The sequence below is a fragment of the Verrucomicrobia bacterium S94 genome, from assembly GCA_004299845.1.
Taxonomy (GTDB): domain Bacteria; phylum Verrucomicrobiota; class Kiritimatiellia; order Kiritimatiellales; family Pontiellaceae; genus Pontiella.
Genome location: CP036201.1, coordinates 4,005,736 through 4,022,085, shown reverse-complemented (window position 1 = coordinate 4,022,085; position 16,350 = coordinate 4,005,736). Strand labels below are relative to the sequence as shown.

General features: G+C 52.0%; 15 protein-coding genes and 4 tRNA genes. 8 read left to right on the top strand and 11 right to left on the bottom strand.

Annotated features, from left to right (window positions below; all coding sequences use genetic code 11):
- Positions 1 to 2 precede the first annotated feature (2 nt).
- Together EGM51_17705 and EGM51_17700 are read left to right on the top strand one after the other, a co-directional pair.
- Positions 3 to 884 (top strand): AraC family transcriptional regulator, encoded by an 882-nt coding sequence (locus EGM51_17705; protein ID QBG49139.1) that lies wholly within the window; start codon positions 3 to 5, stop codon positions 882 to 884.
- A 62-nt stretch (positions 885 to 946) separates the two neighbouring features.
- The gene (locus tag EGM51_17700) at positions 947 to 1,705 is read left to right on the top strand and encodes an IclR family transcriptional regulator (protein QBG49138.1); all 759 of its coding nucleotides are present in this window, start codon (positions 947 to 949) and stop codon (positions 1,703 to 1,705) included.
- A gap of 55 nt (positions 1,706 to 1,760) precedes the next feature.
- Here EGM51_17700 and EGM51_17695 read toward each other — a convergent pair whose 3' ends face one another.
- On the bottom strand, positions 1,761 to 2,291 hold the full coding sequence (locus EGM51_17695) for a thioredoxin family protein (protein QBG49343.1): 531 nt from the start codon (positions 2,289 to 2,291) through the stop codon (positions 1,761 to 1,763).
- A gap of 208 nt (positions 2,292 to 2,499) precedes the next feature.
- On the opposite strand from EGM51_17695, the gene EGM51_17690 reads away from it, so the two are divergent.
- On the top strand, positions 2,500 to 3,591 hold the full coding sequence (locus EGM51_17690; GenBank protein ID QBG49137.1) for a hypothetical protein: 1,092 nt from the start codon (positions 2,500 to 2,502) through the stop codon (positions 3,589 to 3,591).
- 122 nt (positions 3,592 to 3,713) lie between these two features.
- Positions 3,714 to 5,309, top strand: coding sequence for a tetratricopeptide repeat protein (locus EGM51_17685; GenBank protein QBG49136.1), 1,596 nt, complete (start codon positions 3,714 to 3,716; stop codon positions 5,307 to 5,309).
- Between the two features lie 243 nt (positions 5,310 to 5,552).
- Here the strand turns inward: EGM51_17685 and fbaA are convergent, their stop codons facing one another.
- The 4 genes from fbaA to EGM51_17665 all read right to left on the bottom strand — a co-directional run bounded on the left by fbaA (position 5,553) and on the right by EGM51_17665 (position 8,431).
- A complete protein-coding gene (gene fbaA, locus EGM51_17680) occupies positions 5,553 to 6,635 on the bottom strand; it encodes a class II fructose-bisphosphate aldolase (GenBank protein QBG49135.1) in 1,083 nt (360 codons plus the stop codon).
- A gap of 220 nt (positions 6,636 to 6,855) precedes the next feature.
- Entirely contained in the window at positions 6,856 to 7,128 is a 273-nt protein-coding gene (locus EGM51_17675) for an HPr family phosphocarrier protein (GenBank protein QBG49134.1), read from the bottom strand.
- A gap of 2 nt (positions 7,129 to 7,130) precedes the next feature.
- Entirely contained in the window at positions 7,131 to 7,547 is a 417-nt protein-coding gene (locus tag EGM51_17670) for a hypothetical protein (protein QBG49133.1), read from the bottom strand.
- Between the two features lie 62 nt (positions 7,548 to 7,609).
- The gene (locus EGM51_17665; GenBank protein ID QBG49132.1) at positions 7,610 to 8,431 is read right to left on the bottom strand and encodes a lipoate--protein ligase family protein; all 822 of its coding nucleotides are present in this window, start codon (positions 8,429 to 8,431) and stop codon (positions 7,610 to 7,612) included.
- A gap of 61 nt (positions 8,432 to 8,492) precedes the next feature.
- On the opposite strand from EGM51_17665, the gene EGM51_17660 reads away from it, so the two are divergent.
- The 3 genes from EGM51_17660 (at position 8,493) to EGM51_17650 (ending at position 11,086) form a co-directional block, all read left to right on the top strand.
- Positions 8,493 to 9,695 (top strand): adenosine deaminase family protein, encoded by a 1,203-nt coding sequence (locus EGM51_17660; protein QBG49131.1) that lies wholly within the window; start codon positions 8,493 to 8,495, stop codon positions 9,693 to 9,695.
- Positions 9,696 to 9,814: 119 nt separating this feature from the next.
- Entirely contained in the window at positions 9,815 to 10,888 is a 1,074-nt protein-coding gene (gene serC, locus EGM51_17655; protein QBG49130.1) for a 3-phosphoserine/phosphohydroxythreonine transaminase, read from the top strand.
- Positions 10,889 to 11,011: 123 nt separating this feature from the next.
- Positions 11,012 to 11,086: transfer RNA gene (locus EGM51_17650), tRNA-Arg, on the top strand.
- 46 nt (positions 11,087 to 11,132) lie between these two features.
- Here EGM51_17650 and EGM51_17645 read toward each other — a convergent pair.
- Both EGM51_17645 and EGM51_17640 read right to left on the bottom strand, forming a co-directional pair.
- Entirely contained in the window at positions 11,133 to 12,491 is a 1,359-nt protein-coding gene (locus EGM51_17645) for a hypothetical protein (GenBank protein QBG49129.1), read from the bottom strand.
- Positions 12,467 to 13,903: a hypothetical protein gene (locus EGM51_17640; protein ID QBG49128.1), complete on the bottom strand. Its 1,437-nt coding sequence runs from the start codon at positions 13,901 to 13,903 to the stop codon at positions 12,467 to 12,469. Before EGM51_17640 ends, EGM51_17645 begins: the two co-directional genes overlap by 25 nt.
- A gap of 224 nt (positions 13,904 to 14,127) precedes the next feature.
- On the opposite strand from EGM51_17640, the gene EGM51_17635 reads away from it, so the two are divergent.
- Complete coding sequence (locus EGM51_17635) at positions 14,128 to 14,499, top strand: hypothetical protein (protein ID QBG49127.1); 372 nt, start codon at positions 14,128 to 14,130, stop codon at positions 14,497 to 14,499.
- Between the two features lie 347 nt (positions 14,500 to 14,846).
- Here EGM51_17635 and EGM51_17630 read toward each other — a convergent pair.
- The 4 genes from EGM51_17630 to EGM51_17615 all read right to left on the bottom strand — a co-directional run bounded on the left by EGM51_17630 (position 14,847) and on the right by EGM51_17615 (position 16,315).
- Positions 14,847 to 14,934: transfer RNA gene (locus EGM51_17630), tRNA-Leu, on the bottom strand.
- 106 nt (positions 14,935 to 15,040) lie between these two features.
- Positions 15,041 to 15,116: transfer RNA gene (locus EGM51_17625), tRNA-Phe, on the bottom strand.
- 53 nt (positions 15,117 to 15,169) lie between these two features.
- Positions 15,170 to 15,246 (bottom strand) — tRNA-Pro (locus tag EGM51_17620).
- A 112-nt stretch (positions 15,247 to 15,358) separates the two neighbouring features.
- A complete protein-coding gene (locus tag EGM51_17615) occupies positions 15,359 to 16,315 on the bottom strand; it encodes a tyrosine recombinase (protein ID QBG49126.1) in 957 nt (318 codons plus the stop codon).
- Between the last annotated feature and the right edge of the window lie 35 nt (positions 16,316 to 16,350).

The window sequence follows — 16,350 nt, the reverse complement described above, 5'->3', positions numbered from 1 at the left end:
ATATGCAATCCCAACCGGACTACTTAAAACTGGACTACCTTTATGGCGGAGAGATTCTCTATCAGCCGGGAGAACATCTGGAAAACCGTGTGCTGACCGATTTTGAAGTCGTATACATTCTCTCCGGCCAGGCGACATATATCGCCAATGGTCAGGCCCACCCGGCTCCCCCGGGTTCGCTTATTTTCGGACTGCCCGGAACGGAAGAAACCTATGAATGGGATCCCGTTGAAATCACCCGCCACGCCTTTTTTCATTTCGGGGCCTCACACCTGCCCTCCGACTGGCCTCCGCCGCAAAACTGGCCGCGCATTCACCACACCCCGCCCGACCTGAGCGTCAGTCTTTTCCGGCACATTATGAAACATATCTATGAGCATCGGAACTGGCCGGCCGAACCCCCGGGACATCGCGACTGTATGCTGGTCGAATCGCTCATCAATACCTGCTTTGAATCGGGAAAAGCGGAATGGGAAAGCTTTCAACCCGACCGGCCTGAACCTGTTCGGCGCGCACTCAAATGGATGCGTCAACAAATTGATGAAAACCCATTGGCCCAATTTACCCTTGCCGAAATCGCACGCTCAGCAAACTGCTCATCCAAACATCTGTGCCGACTCTTCAGCCGCTCCGTCGGCTATCCCCCGGTATATACAGGAACCCTGATGCGTATGCAGTTGGCTCTGGTGCTCCTGACCCGTTCCAACCTCTCCGTAAAAGAAATTGCTCTGCGCTGCGGCTTCGAAAACCCGCTCTATTTTTCACGCCGCTTCACCCGGATTTTCGGCCGCGCTCCATCTGCCGTCCGGAAAGATGTGGAACAGGGCACTCCGCCACCGCCGGATCCCCTTCCGGTGGATATCACGCCCCGCATCCACTGGTAGCCGCGCCGGGTAAAAAAGGATTTAAAATTGACCCTTCGATTCATATATGAACAAATAAGTTCATGAATAAATATCATATCCCCAATCTCGGAAAAGCCTGCCACGTCATGCAACTGATTGCCGACACCCCCGGCGGCCTTATGCTGAAAGACATCGTCCAATCCCTGGACATCCCGCGCACCACGGCACTGCGCATCAGTCGAACGCTGATGGACTCCGGTTTCCTTGATGAAACCGATGAAGGCCGCCTGACCCTTGGCCCCACTCTGGTCCAGATTGGTGTAAAGGCACTGGATAATCTCGATATCAAAGGCTTTGCCCGCCCTGTTCTTCGTAAACTGGCGCAGGATACCGGCGAATCATGCCACCTGGCCGTGCTGAACGGCGACCGCTCCATGCTCGTGGAAGTGGTCGACAGCCCGCATCCCGTCCGAATCGCCGCACGCCCCGGCACACTGGTTGAACTGCACTGCTCGGCCACCGGAAAAGTTTTCCTCGCATTCCAGATTCCGGAACCGACCAAATTCATCCGGACGCTGGAACTGACGAAACATACCGAACAAACCTGCACAACGACCGCCGCCGTGATGGCCGCCATTGAAGAAACCCGCTCCAAAGGCTATGCATTGGACGAGCAGGAATATGTTCCCGGCGTGCGCTGCATCGCCGCACCGGTAAACAACGCCTTCGGCAAAACCATTGCCGCTGTAGGTATCACCGCCTCCACCAGCACCTTTACCAAAGCCCGAATCCGAAGCATGTCGCAGAAAATCAAATCCGCAGCGGCAGAAGTTTCAGCCAATATGGGGTTCGGGAAATAAAAAAGGCCGCCCCGGTCAGGACAGCCCATTTCTTCGGCACGGATTCGTGCTTCTTCTATTTCTTTTCAGCAATAATGCTTTTCAGATGCTCCACATATGCTTCCGCCCCCCCGGCCTGATAGCCGGTTTTTCCAACCGTACTTCCGTCAGGAGCCAGAACGAATACCGTGGGAAATCCACGCACACCGAACTCTTTTGCCAGCTTTTCATTCTGCTTCATGGTTTCCGCGCTGATTTTTGACTTATCGCTCGGAAAGTCGGCCATCATGAGCACCAGATTGTCTTTGGCATAGGCTTTAAATTCATCCTTCTGGAACACTTCCTTATCCAGCTTAATGCACCAGCCGCACCAATCGGAACCACTGAAATCAATCAGGATATGCTTATTTTCTTCTTTAGCCTGCGCTTTAGCTTTTTCAAAGTCAGTCAGCCAGCCTTCCGCTGCAAATACGCCAGAACTCAAGGTGACAGCCGTCACCAACATCAACCATTTCTTCATACTGCCCTCCGGGGGATTTAAGATTCCTATCCATACATGAAATAATGCATACGTACTGTGAGACAGACTAATTGCGCAACCGTTCATTTGCCACATAAAAAAGTTGCCTGAATACACACGGACTCCGTTTTTCATACGAAATCCACCCCGTATACCCCGCTTTCCGGAAACCGGAAGCGCATCCCTTTCTCACTCAACCGGTAGATGGTCCTGTTTTTTTATCTTTATTATGCATCGATATTCTCTCATTAATAAAATCTATCCCTTGCGAAGTTATAAAAACAGGAGGACTGCCATGACACGCATACTGACCACTGCATCCATTATTATTTCCCTGAACATCTGCTGTGCGGCTCTGCCACAACCCGTTCTCTTGCTTGACCAGCAGACGGACGGTCCTGCAATTCCGCTGCTCCAGCGCGAAATCGCAAGACAGGCCGTTGCTCAGGTTTTCCGGGACGATCTGGGGTATCTCTGCCGGGACCGGGCCTTAGGCGCACCGGCCGAGTCTCCCGCCGACCTCACCGTGCGGTTTGAATTCGGTCAACCCTCAGAGCATAGTCTTTCAGTCAACCTGACCGGCGGTCCGAAAGGCAGGGAAACCTGGAATGCCGTACTGGAAACCGGAAATTATCTGCTTCTGCTGGAGCAGGCATGCACAGAAGCCGCAAACCTGGCAACGCCTCGGAAATCTTCAGGATATCCGGAAAAGCTGCCCGGACAAGCCGCAGCGGACTCTCCCCGGCTGACAGACCTGATTGATCTGTTGCGCACCGCACATGCCGAACACCTGCAGAATCCATCCGCTGATTCCTATGCCCTGCTGATACGCGGCTATGCCCATCTCGGCCAACGATGCGCCCACACCTGGAGCGCTTCCAGTAAGGTATATCAGGCCCGTTCTCTCGTATATGCTCAGCGTTTTCTGCGCGAACATCCGGATTCGGCCGATGCACTGTATCTCCGCGCTTATGCACTGGGACTATGCGGTTTGCATCAGCTGGCGCTCAACGATCTGGAAGCTGGCAAAGCGCTACAGCGAAAAGAACCGCCTTCATGGATGCAACCATTGGAATGTCTGTTGAAATTCGATACCGACGCACTGATTGAAACAGCAAACAGTGAGCACCCTCAATGTGTTACGGCTGGGTTAATGGCCATGATGACGCTGGAATACACTCCTTTTGACTCCCGAATTTTCGAAACGTATGACCGCCTGAACACGAAACCGGATGAAAACCTCCGCGTGTTGGCACTGCTTAATGAAGCCGGCGGGGTTCGGGCCATGCATAAAACCACGATGGAAGGGTTGGAGCAGATGAAGCTTATGCTCCGCAATGATCTGCTGAATCATGATCTTCTTCCCCTTCGGCTTCAAACATACTGAGTGATTTCATACCTCAGAAAAGCGCTCTGTTATCCACCTTTTTTTCAGTTTCTCAACCCTCCGAAACGGGAAAGGAACTGACCGCGATCCCGCTATTACAGCAGGAACTGAATAGACTGACCTTGAGCGGAAACGATACCGGAGAACCTTCTCTGGCGGCACTCGGTAATCACATTCTTGATTATATGTTTACCGCTGTGGTCTGGCGTCAGCATTTCATGGACGACATGTGGTCGGTATCGATCGACAGCTTTACCCGGGAGGCACTCCCCGCTCTGACCGGTCATCTTTATCTGCCCCTGCTCGAAGCCAATGTTGCAAAAAGCCAGGAGGCCAATGAGGAATATGCCCGGCTACTCAACCAAACTCCAATTTCTGATCTGCCTGCAGGAGCTCACCTCTTCTTTACCCACTTTATCGACACCAAAGCACAATACGGTCCATCCACAGGAGCCGAAATTAAAAAGAACTACCTCCGGCAGCTCGACGAAACCCACGCCGATTTACAGCGCAGACTGGCACTGACAGATAACCGCATGCATAAAGCTGAAATCGCCGAACGCCTGCTCCAGATCAGTCCTTATTCGCCTTACGGAGGACGCGCATGGCTGGAAAACAGTAGCGACTGGGAAAAAAAGATTCCGGAGTATTCAGCAGACGACCGTCCGGAAATCAATCAGGCCATTGCCGAACAATATCGCCAAGCCGGTCAGGTGGAAGCGGCTGTTCCATACTACGAAAAGGCCCTGCTGAAACTGGATGATATTACTGTCCATGAGCAGCTCGCCCAATGCCTGCTGAAAACCGGCCAAACCGACCGATGGCTGGAAATCATGGAGCACACACTGACCTTTCCCGATTACGGATTGAAGCACACCGCAATCCGTTGCAAAATCGTCAAACAGCTGATGAAAACCGGTAAAACAGAACAGGCTGTCCCCTATGCCGAAGCCGCAAGCCGCAGCGGAGCGCAGTGGGCGTTGGCCGTCGCTGCAGAATGTGCCTACGCCGCAGGTAACCACGTACACTGCGAAGAACTCCTGAACCGGGAATATGCGCGTTACAAAAATACAACGACCCCGCTCCAGCATTACACAAAATGTCTGAAGTACAACATCTCGACAAACGCCGCGTGGTTTCAGCCCATTGCTGAACAGGCAATGGCCGAACTGGAACAGACGGAACATAAAAAGAGGGCCGACACGATTGCCAGCGCCTATTACCATTGGGCCGATAAAGATTACGATCAGGCCATTGCTTGTTATCAGAAAGCCTACCGCTGGCCGGCGAACATTCAATACGGCATGCTGCTCGCCCTGGTTCAGCGGGATAAGGGGGATCTGGACTCCTATAAAAAAACACTGACGACGGTGATTAAAAAATATTCCTCCGCACAGAAACGGAGTGCTACCGGAGATCAGATGCTGGATCTCGCCCTGCGCATGCAGCAGTTTGATGAAAACGGCGGGGATACCGATCAGCTTTATGCGGACTTTGTTGCGCTCGAAACCCAAAGCAGTCTCTATGAAGCCATCCACTGCTTTCTGGCAGGAAAATACATGGAACTGATTGGCGAAGAGGAGAAGGCGGTTAAACTGTACTATCGAGGCATTGCTCCGTATCAGGAAAAAAGCTGGACCAGCACCTATCCCTATCGGGAACTGATGCGACGCGGCCTGGATCCGTTCGAACGATACGTTCCCGGTTTCCAGTTGTAATACCAAACGTTAAAACGATCCGGTATAAATTTGATCCCCGCAGAGGCCCTGAGGACGCAGAAAAGTTCAGTTATAAACGGCTCCGCGCTCCCTGCGTCTCTGCGCGGAATAACGCTGTCGTTAAGACCGGAATGTTGTAGTAAATGGTATAAATCACCACGCAAATGTCGGCGCGAAATAGTCCATACATCAAAAAAGCCGCCCGGAATGGACGGCTTTTTCAGTTTTCAGTGCTTCGAAAACTTAGTTTACGCCAATCGCGTTTAGATCGGCGAACGCCTTTTTCACACGTTCAACCATACCTTCCTGGCCTTTACGCAGCCAGACACGCGGGTCGTAGAATTTCTTGTTCGGCTTGTCGGCCCCTTCCGGGTTACCGAGCTGACCCTGCAGATAGGCTTCGTTTTCCTTATAGAAGTTCAGTACACCTTCCCAGGTGGCCCACTGCGTATCGGTGTCGATGTTCATTTTAATAACGCCGTAGCTGATGGACTCTTCGATTTCCGCCGGAGAGGAACCGGAACCGCCGTGGAATACAAAGTTCAGCGGCTGCGCGGAATCGGTGCCGAATTTCTCAGCAACATATGCCTGGGAATCGCGCAGAATGGTCGGAGTCAGTTTAACGTTACCCGGTTTGTAAACGCCGTGCACATTACCGAAGGACGCTGCAACCGTGAAGTTCGGGCTGATAGCAGACAGTTTTTCGTAGGCATAGGCCACATCTTCCGGCTGCGTGTAGAGCTTGGACTCATCCATATCGGAGTTGTCAACACCATCTTCTTCGCCACCGGTACAACCGAGTTCGATTTCCAGCGTCATGCCGATTTTAGACATGCGTTCGAGATATTTAGCGGAGATTTCAATGTTTTCCTCAAGCGATTCTTCGGAAAGGTCGAGCATGTGGGAAGAGAAGAGCGGACGACCTTCTTCTGCAAATTTCTTTTCACCGGCTTCCAGCAGACCGTCGATCCAGGGCAGCAGTTTCTTTGCGGCATGGTCCGTGTGCAGAATGACCGGAACGCCGTAGGCTTCGGCCATGGCATGAACGTGATTCGCACCGGAGATGGCGCCGAGAATCTGAGCGTCCTGACCTTCGAGTTTCAGTCCTTTACCGGCTGTGAAAGCAGCACCGCCGTTGGAAAACTGAATGATGACCGGAGAGTTCACTGCAGCAGCAGCTTCCAGTACAGCGTTGATGGAGTCGGAACCCACAACGTTTACAGCCGGAAGTGCAAATTTATTTGCCTTTGCAATTTCGAAAACTTTAGCGACGTCGTCTCCAAAGAGAACACCCGGTTTTACAGCATCAAGAACCTTAGCTGACATGATATTTCCTTCCTGGTTTTATAGGTACGATTATTCTTTTAAAGCCAATGATTTGGCAAAAATTCGCGGGAACTATACCAGTAACAGATTCGGGGTCAACCCCGGCAGAGGGATTAATACGGCGAATAAAACCGGGAATAGAGGAGAGAGGCGCGGGGAAACCCGGGAAAAAGTATGGACGGGAACTGTATTTCTTCTACCCCCTGCACCGCAGATTCTTCTACTGCGGCGGAAAATCAAAATGCGTTTCAAAGAGCTCAACCAGCTTCCGGGCAAAGGCCTCTTCGTCGGGACCGGAAACCTGAATCGTAATTTCCGTTCCTTTTTCCAGGCCCAGCATAATGCATTCGAGCGCTGAAGTGAGATCACAGCTCCCGGAAGGAGCGGTCACAAGAATCCTGCCGGGATAGGCGGATCCTTCTTTGACCAGAATAGCAGAAGGCCGACAATGGATGCCGGCCTCATTTTTAATAGTGGCTTTCGCTTCAAACATTATTACATGGTTTCAGCTTCTGCGCTGCTCTGTTCGTCGGAAGCTTCATTTACGCTTTTTTCAGCCGGAGCATTGCCCGCTGCACGAATTGTGTCGGCCCAGACCACTTTATCGTTCATAGCATAAACATAAGGCCGGGAAATGACATTATTGGCTTTGCGGGAAACATCCATTTTTTCAACGGCAACCTTCGCCGCGGCCTTCAACGTCGGCTGTCCCCCTTCAAATGCATATGCATAATCACCGCCCGGATCCACCGCGAGAATGAACACTTTATTTTCCGGAAGTTTTTCATACTCCATCCAAGCCTGCTTGACACCTCCAGGCACTTTCGGGATATACACACTGTCATTACTTGCACAACCGGCAATCAGGGAAACCAGCGCCACAGAACAGAACACTTTCGCCAACAACTTCATTATATATCCTCCAGGGTAGATTTGTATTGAATAAGCTAGAATTTAAAACCTGCAGAGTCAATTCAGCAGACAAACGAATTCGCAACACGTTTGAATGCCTCCCCTTCATATATCCCGTTCTGCACTTCACCTTTACGGATACGATACAACTGTCCGTCCCGCTCAAGCGTGAACGTCGGCGTTGCAGCAAACTTCCAGGTATCGGAAACCTGTTTCGCTACAATTTCATTTAAAACCGTTTCATCAAAATCAGTCTCCAGCCACTGGATTTCCCGCCCATCACCATAGTTTTTCCGGAACACCGCCTTCAACGCCTCCGCCAGATCATGACGGCTCACGCCCAGATTCGCGACCTCCGCCGGCACCGAGGAAATAGCATGCGTCTCAATGCCGTCCAGCATCGATCCCAGATACCGCCCCAGTCGTTTCAGATCCGTTTCCAGCAGCAGTGTGCCATGGTGCATCACCCGGCCTTTCCGAAAGGCAAACGCATTGCCGGAAAATTTCCGCCCATTCACACTCAGATTACTCTTCCCCGTCTTTTCCGCCCGGATACCGAATGTTTCCAGTGCCTGAAAAACCAGCTGATAGGCATCGGACTCACAATATTCCTCGCGCCCGGTGATCACGCAATAATTCAGATTTCCGGCATCATGATAAACCGTGCCTCCTCCCGAAATCCGCCGGGCCAGCGGAACCCCTTCCTTTTCCATCAGATCAAGCCGGCACTCTTTCCAGGGATTCTGGTTTTTGCCCATCACCACCGCGCATTCACTGCGCCACAGATAGAGAACCGGACCGCAATCCTGAACCCGATCCATCAGATATTCCTCCATCGCAAGATTCCGATAGACATCCAGACTCTGAGATTCAAAAATCAGCATCGTAAATTTTCGTGTATTCCATATGTTTCGAGATTAAGCTCTGCGCAAAACAGGGTTCAACATGTCAAAGTTCTCCGAACAATTCATTCGTAAAATACCAAAGACCGACCTGCACCTTCATCTCGACGGCTCTCTCCGGCTCCGTTCGCTCATCGAAATGGCGAGTGCGGAAAACATCGAGCTTCCCTCCTACGAAGAAACCGGGCTCAACGAACTGATCTTTAAAAATAAATACGCCAATCTCAGCGAATACCTTGCCGGCTTCGCCTATACCGTTGCCGTCCTTCAATCATTGGAAAATCTGGAACGCGCCGCGTTCGAGCTGGCCGAAGATGCCTACGAAGAAGGGGTGCGTTACATCGAAGTCCGCTTCGCCCCGCAGCTGCATATTGCCCGTTCACGGGAAATTGAACCGGTGGTCCGCGCCGTTTCACAAGGACTGGAAAATGCAAAAAAACACCTGAACGCATCCATTGCCGAAAACGACATCCCCTTCGAATTCGGGATCATTCTCTGCGCCATGCGCCATTTTAACCGCCATATGTCGCCCTACTATGCCCGTCTCTTTTCCCGCGCCGGAAATTCCGGTCAGCGCTACATCTTCGCCCGCGCCTCCCTCGGGCTGGTCAAAGAAGCCGTACGACTGCGCAACGAAGGTCTTCCGGTCGTCGGATTCGATCTCGCCGGCGAAGAGGCCGGCTATCCGGCTGCCCACCATCAGGAAGCCTTCGACTACGCCCACAAAAACTTCCTCCGCAAAACCGTCCACGCCGGCGAGGCCTACGGTCCGGAATCCATCTTCCAGGCCATCACCGAATGCCACGCCAACCGTATCGGTCACGGCACCTTTCTTTTCAGCGAAGAAGCCATCAAACTGAAATCCATCAAAGACAAAAAAGGGTACATTGCCCAACTCAGCGAATACATCGCCAACCAGCGGATCACCATCGAGGTCTGCCCCACGTCCAACCTCCAGACCCTTCCCGAAATCTCATCGCTGCAAAGCCACCCCATACAAACCATGATCGACAACGGTCTATCGGTCAGTATCAGCACCGACAACCGGCTTGTATCGCACACCAGCGTCACCAACGAACTGCTGCTCTGTTCCAGACACCTCGATTTAACCGACAGCCAGTTCCGCGATCTCGTACTGGCCGGCTTCAAACGCTCCTTTTTCCCCCGCCCCTTCGTGGAAAAACGAGCTTACGTCCTTCGCGCAATCCACCTCTACGACACCCTTGCCAAACAACATTTTTCCTAAACCCGCGCTAAAACCCCGTTATTTCGATGGATTTATACCGAATTTTGAGTTGGAGCATGAAACTGTGAATTGCTAGGTTCGCGCTTTCGTAAATTTCAACCACGAGGAACCTTGAATTCATGAGAGCATATAACTTTTCCGCCGGGCCGGCCATTCTGCCGGAAGAAGTACTTAAAGAAGCCGCTGCCGAACTGGTTGATTACCAGGGAACCGGCATGTCCATTATGGAAATGAGCCACCGCGGCAAAGAATATTCCGCTGTACACGATGAATGCATCGCGAATATCAAAGAACTGCTCAATATCCCGGAAGGCTACAGTGTGCTCTTCATGACCGGCGGAGCCTCCACCCAGTTTCCGCTGATTCCGATGAATCTGCTCGGTAAAGGCGAAACCGCCGACTACACCAACTCCGGCTCCTGGGCGGCCAAAGCCATTAAAGAAGCCAGAATGCTCGGCAACGTGAATATTGCGGCCGACTGCGGAAAAGAAATTCCCACCCGCGTACCCACCATTGATGAACTGAAGCTGACCGACGGCGCAGCCTATCTGCACATCACCTCCAACGAAACGATCTCCGGTGCGCAGTGGAAAGAATTCCCGGAACACGACTGCCTGATCGCCGATATGTCATCCGACATCCTCAGCCGCCCGCTCGACATCTCCAAATTCGGCCTCATTTACGCCGGAGCACAGAAAAATCTCGGCCCGGCCGGCATCACCCTCGTCATCATTAAAGACGAACTGGCTGAAAAATGCCCGGAAACCGTTCCGACCATCATGCGGTATAAAACGCACATCGAAAACAATTCCCTTTACAACACGGTACCGACCTTCCCGGTCTACATCCTCTGCCTCGTCACCCGCTGGCTCAAAGCCAACGGCGGACTGGAAGGCATGCAGAAGATCAACGAAGCCAAAGCCGCTAAACTCTACGACTGCATCGACAGCTCCGACTTCTACAAAGGCACCGCCGTCAAGGAATTCCGTTCTACCATGAACGTCACCTGGCGCCTGCCGACCGAAGAACTCGAAGCGCAATTCATCAAAGAAGCCGCCGGGAAAAACCTGAAAACACTCAAAGGCCACCGCTCCGTCGGCGGTATTCGCGCCTCCATTTACAACGCCTTCCCGGAAGAAGGTATCGATGCGCTGATCGACTTCATGAAGGAATTCGAAGCGAAGAACAGCTAACTCGAAATCCACAGATTTCACAGATTTTCACGGATTAAACATAGCAACCCCTCAATCCGTGTAATCTGTGGATATTAAGTATTGCGGGTTTTCCGGATTCCCCCTATAAATTCGTTTTTTCGTGCGCCCATAGTTCAATGGATAGAATAGTGGCCTCCGAAGCCATAGATACAGGTTCGACTCCTGTTGGGCGCACCATTTTAAACCCGCATCAGCCGATGCGGGTTTCTTTTTGAACAGCTGTTTATAGCGGCTGCGTCAGTTCAATATCCAGGAAACGGAAAAGACCGCAGGGAACATCCACCTCACACACTCTCCCCGGAGCAATCTGCTCCCCGCTCAGCAGATCGGTAATCTTCAGCGGATTCACCGCATGAAACTCCACCTTCGCCGTTTTGCGCGACGGGTTCAGATAACCACTGTCAATCAGTGTCAGACGCAGATGATGCGGCGCCGTCTGAGCACACACCCAGGCGACACCGCCGGATACCGTCAGCGGCATTTTTTCCGTCCCGGCCTCAATCTCGGCCCTCACCCGTTCCGCATAGACATCGGCGGAAAAGGTCTCTTTTCCATCGGAAGAAAAATAGTGCCGGCCATTGGTGATATGCTCCTTCAGCAGATTTCCATACATGGGATGGAGATGCTCAGCCAATGTGCCGCGCGGCGCATTCGGATCCGCAAAAACGCCGGTTTGCGGCGGTGTGATCAGCACCATACCGTTTGGATAGGGAGCAAGAAAATTCTGGCGACGGTCCTTCACACCGGCCGCATAGGTTGAAAAATCCCAGTCCGTCACTTTCGCGCCCGACCAGGCCCCGTCAAGCCGGCTGAAAACATACGGATTTTCCGGATGAAACGCTTCATCATACCGAATGCTGGTCGTCGTTGAATGCGCTTCACGCATATAGCGCTCATCCGGTGTAATCATACCCAGATGAACCGGATTAAAACTGACGATCTCCTCCCGCTTCGGAATATAAAGCGCTCCGCTGCCGATCAGCTCCCACAAAATATTCATGTAATCCGAATAAGCCGAACTGATACTGAAGTTGTTAATGTACGTGGCCCCATAGGCTACATGATACACCGCATTGCGCAGAAAATGATTCGGCAGCTCCTGATGTGAAAACTGCCGGTTGCGCGTAAAACTCGGATTATCCCGCGCACACCGCGTTCCCCAGCTGCTGAACACCCCGCTGCTCCACAGCCCCAGGCGTCCGGCTAGACTGAGATCCTGCGCCTGATCCTGCGTCTCCTCCATCGACGGCACAGCCACATCGGCAAACTCCCCGGAAAGAAAACGCGACCACTCCGGCCGGTAAATGTTCCCCAACCAGAAATTATGCTTACTTCTAAGGTATAATGTGGAGTTATATTTCCGGGCATGTTCTGCAAAAGGTGCAAAGAGATGCTCTACCGCAAACGGAAACTCCTTTTTATGCAGAATGGTCAGTTCCGGCCAGATGAATACGGACTTTTTCCCACGGGTTCCCTTCATGATTTTCCACAGGGTTTCCGGATTATAGTAAAACGGATCAACCCCGTGCCCGCCCCACATGCAAAGGCCGTTTTCATTCATCCCCCGCAGCGCCTTCTCCACGATTTCGTCCTGCGACAGATTATAGGTTTTTCGGTTATCCCGCGCCTGCTCAAACGCCGCATTTCCCAGACCGGAACGGTCCCAGTCCTCCGCCCCCTCATAAATACATGGCCAAGAAACACAGGATTATCATATTTGGCCTGAAACGCTTTCGTCTTTTCCGACGGCTTCGGCGGTGACATCAGGTAGGCCGTCACAGGATCGCGTTCCCACTCCGGTTTTTCAAATACCGCCAGCTGCCTTTTCAGTTCTGCCGTATTGTCGAGAATGTCCTGAATTTTCCCGGGCGGGTCGAGCTGTTCATAGGCAGCTCTCCAATCCCCGTCCGTCAGATCAATAACATGAATGCAACTGCCTCCACTCTGCGCACTGGCCAGCAGCAGCTTTCCGGTCACCGGATCTTTCCACAAGTCATTAAATGAATATTTGCACGAGATCGTTTCGATTTTTTTCACATCCATCGAATCCGGCACCAGCAGCATTTCCGATCCGATCTTCACCAGATATGCAAATCCGCTCCCTTCCGGCAGCCGAGCAGCTTGGGCCACACGATAACCAAACCCCGGTCTTTTTTTCGTGGAGGGCAGATTCAGTTTTTTCACCTTTTCCGACGCCAGATTAAAACGAATGAAATCAACGGTTTTATTCATCCCCGACGTACCGATCAGCAACTCCCCGCCATTCACCCGCAAATCAGCAACCGGGCCGTACCCATACCCCAATTTACGCGCCCTGAAAGGCCGGACCGCCAACGGCCGGAACCGGAAAAGCATTGAACTCTGATCCGCATTGGTCAGCACAGCATTCAACAGCAGCACATCAGACCCGTCCGGCTGCCGGATGGGCCTCAGAAAATTCACAACATGCACATTCTTTTCAAGCGTTCCGTCATCAATCCACTTTTTATTGGGCTGAATAACCGTGTCATATCCCGCCGACGGCACGGTCTTCAAAAGCGTACCCTCTCCGGAGAGCCAGTAAAAATTTTTATCATTCCCCCCACAGGCCACATAAACCGCTCCCGATGAATCACGAACGGTACAGACCGAAATCATCGGCACTTCATTCGGCTGAAACCGCCAGAGTACAGCACCCTTATAATTCACACAGTAAACCGATCCGTCGGAATTCGCCGCCAGCACCTCATCAATGCCATCGCCATCCAGATCAGCACACCAGAGATCGTTATTCATAATTCCACCGGAAAGCGCTGTTTTCCAAAGTCTGGAACCATCGTATGTATAGGCCAGCAGATCGCCATCATAACTGCTGCCCACAATAAACGATCCGTTTACGGCTGCGGCGGACCGCACCTTCATAAGGGTTTCCCCGGTTTCAATACTGTCAATGGCCGGACACAAAACCGGAAAAACCGCCACAACCAGACACAGAATTTTAAGTATAAAATGCATTATTCACCTTTCCCTTTTAAAAATAATTGTAAAGAAGACGCCGCCCACAGCCGTTTACGCAATGTGAATCCTGCAAAAACCCATGCCGATCCCGCATAGTCCAACCACCAGACCTCTTTCAACGGTTTCACCTTGCGCTGAAACCGAAAACCCGACAAAGTTCGTTTTTCAATTTCAATCAATCAAACAGCGGGCATACATATTTCCCGTTATGAAAGGTAGCTATGGCTGAAGAACAATCCCTTGAAAATATCCAGATCGACGGTTCCAATCTCTGGAAAGAAGAAAACTTCACCGACCTGCAGGTCGGCTCCATCCGTAAACTGACCCCGATCAAAATCGACGGTACAGAAGATGAAAACCGCCAGGCCTCCTGGTCCGCCACCACCAATATTATGACCCCCGGTGGCGCCCTTCCGATTTCCGGCGAGATTGACGCCACAACGCTCGAAGAAGCCGTTGCAAAATTCCCGGAAGCCATCAATGACGCCGTCAAAAAACTGCAGGAGGATATGATCCGCATGCAGCAGGAACAGGCCAATAAAATTGTCACGCCCGACGAACTGCGCGGCGGAAAAAACGATATTATCATCTAAACCGGCAGCTTCCTTTCCAGCTTACAAAGCGCCCCGAAACGGGCGCTTTTTTTATTCCGGCAGCTGCAGGCGGAAAAAAGGGTTCATACCAAACGTTAAAACTATCCGGTATAAATTTGGCTGAGGACGCAGAGAAATTCAGTCATAAAGGGCTCCGCGCGCTCTGCGTCGCTGCGCGGAATAACGCTGTCGTTAAGACCGGAATGTTGTAGTAAACGGTATCAGTCACGGCATCCGGCAAAGCGCCTCCCCCTGACCGATAAAACCCTGATCGTTCCGCACACGAAACACAGATGATCGCCCTCCAGAGACTGGAATGTCTTCAGTCCCCCGAAACGATAAAAAGGTGGTGCCCGGAGCCGGACTCGAACCGGCACAGCTGCAATAGCCGAGGGAGTTTAAGTCCCTTGTGTCTACCAATTTCACCATCCGGGCAGTGAAGAGCGGAATGTTATACCGATGAAGTTCCTCGATGGCAACCCCTTCAACCGATCATCTGATACAGAAAACCCCTCGTCATCGTGCGACAAGGGGTTCAAAGTGGTGGCGAGACCCAGAATCGAACTGGGGACACGGGGATTTTCAATCCCCTGCTCTACCGACTGAGCTATCTCGCCTTGGTGTCACCGGTTCGGGATTTCCGGCAACCAGGTTCGAAAACCTGAAAATATGGTCGGGGTGACTGGATTCGAACCAGCGACTTCTACGTCCCGAACGTAGCGCTCTACCAGACTGAGCCACACCCCGTTTTGACCAAGGAAGAGCGTAGTGTACGAATCCGCGTTTAAATGGCAAGCGGGAAAAACAGACTTTTTACAAACAGCGGAAAACTTCCGCTCCGCAAAGTCTTTATACAGCATCAGGCGCGGGGATGTGCCAGCTGATAGACCTCTTTCAGGCGCTCGACCGAGACATGCGTGTAAATCTGTGTGGTGGAAAGTGAAGCGTGTCCCAGCAACTCCTGTACACTGCGCAGATCCGCCCCGGCATCAAGCAGGTGGGTGGCAAAGCTGTGCCGCAGGCTGTGCGGCGTAAGCTCGGCGTTCAGGCCGCAGAATAACACGTATTTTTTCATCATGCGTTCAATCGACCGCGCCGAGATCGGCCCACCGTTTTTATTCAGGAAAACCGGACTGCGCACACTTTTTTTACCCTCCAGCAACCAGACATTTTCCCGCAGCTCCAGATTTTTCATCAATGCACGCGTAGCCGGAGAACCCAGCGGACACAACCGTTCCTTCTTGCCCTTTCCCCGAACCCGCGCCACACCGGAAAGCAGATCGATGGACTCTTCGGGAAGCTGAACCAGTTCATTAATCCGCATGCCGGTGGAATAGAGCATTTCCAGAATCGCGGAATCCCGCGCTACCATGTATTCACGCCAGAGTCTGATCTTCGGATTCGAAGAGGCCGCCTGCTGTTCGTCAAATTTAACCGGCGCATCCAGCAGTTTTCCCATTTCATCCACCGAGAGAATCTGCGGCAGATAATTGCCCTTCTTGGGCAGATTCAAGCCGCTGAACGGATTCTGGTCCACATATTCCTCGCGCAGCAGAAATTTATAAAATGATCGCAATGCGGAAAGCTTCCTCCCTGTCGTGGTCGGTGCCATTTCCAGCTTCTGAAAAAAAACCAGAAATTTTCGGGCGGCAAAACGGTCGGCACTCTTCCACCTGAACGGTGCCGCCGCCTCCTCACCCCAGACAATCTCGCAGAACTGCCGGATATCAATGAGATAATTGCTGATCGTATGCTCCGAGGCATTCTTCTCGGCTTCCAGATACTGGATAAAATGCTTAACGCACGGATCGATCATAATTAGCCTGGGAACCCTCTAAATACATGGAAAGA

Excerpts from the sequence above, each read along its gene's own strand:
- EGM51_17705 (QBG49139.1), top strand. The coding sequence starts at position 3 with ATGCAATCCCAACCGGACTACTTAAAACTGGACTACCTTTATGGCGGA.
- EGM51_17700 (QBG49138.1), top strand. The coding sequence starts at position 947 with ATGAATAAATATCATATCCCCAATCTCGGAAAAGCCTGCCACGTCATG.
- EGM51_17695 (QBG49343.1), bottom strand. The coding sequence starts at position 2,291 with ATGAACGGTTGCGCAATTAGTCTGTCTCACAGTACGTATGCATTATTT.
- EGM51_17690 (QBG49137.1), top strand. The coding sequence starts at position 2,500 with ATGACACGCATACTGACCACTGCATCCATTATTATTTCCCTGAACATC.
- fbaA (QBG49135.1), bottom strand. The coding sequence starts at position 6,635 with ATGTCAGCTAAGGTTCTTGATGCTGTAAAACCGGGTGTTCTCTTTGGA.
- EGM51_17675 (QBG49134.1), bottom strand. The coding sequence starts at position 7,128 with ATGTTTGAAGCGAAAGCCACTATTAAAAATGAGGCCGGCATCCATTGT.
- EGM51_17670 (QBG49133.1), bottom strand. The coding sequence starts at position 7,547 with ATGAAGTTGTTGGCGAAAGTGTTCTGTTCTGTGGCGCTGGTTTCCCTG.
- EGM51_17665 (QBG49132.1), bottom strand. The coding sequence starts at position 8,431 with ATGCTGATTTTTGAATCTCAGAGTCTGGATGTCTATCGGAATCTTGCG.
- EGM51_17660 (QBG49131.1), top strand. The coding sequence starts at position 8,493 with ATGTCAAAGTTCTCCGAACAATTCATTCGTAAAATACCAAAGACCGAC.
- serC (QBG49130.1), top strand. The coding sequence starts at position 9,815 with ATGAGAGCATATAACTTTTCCGCCGGGCCGGCCATTCTGCCGGAAGAA.
- EGM51_17640 (QBG49128.1), bottom strand. The coding sequence starts at position 13,903 with ATGCATTTTATACTTAAAATTCTGTGTCTGGTTGTGGCGGTTTTTCCG.
- EGM51_17635 (QBG49127.1), top strand. The coding sequence starts at position 14,128 with ATGGCTGAAGAACAATCCCTTGAAAATATCCAGATCGACGGTTCCAAT.
- EGM51_17615 (QBG49126.1), bottom strand. The coding sequence starts at position 16,315 with ATGATCGATCCGTGCGTTAAGCATTTTATCCAGTATCTGGAAGCCGAG.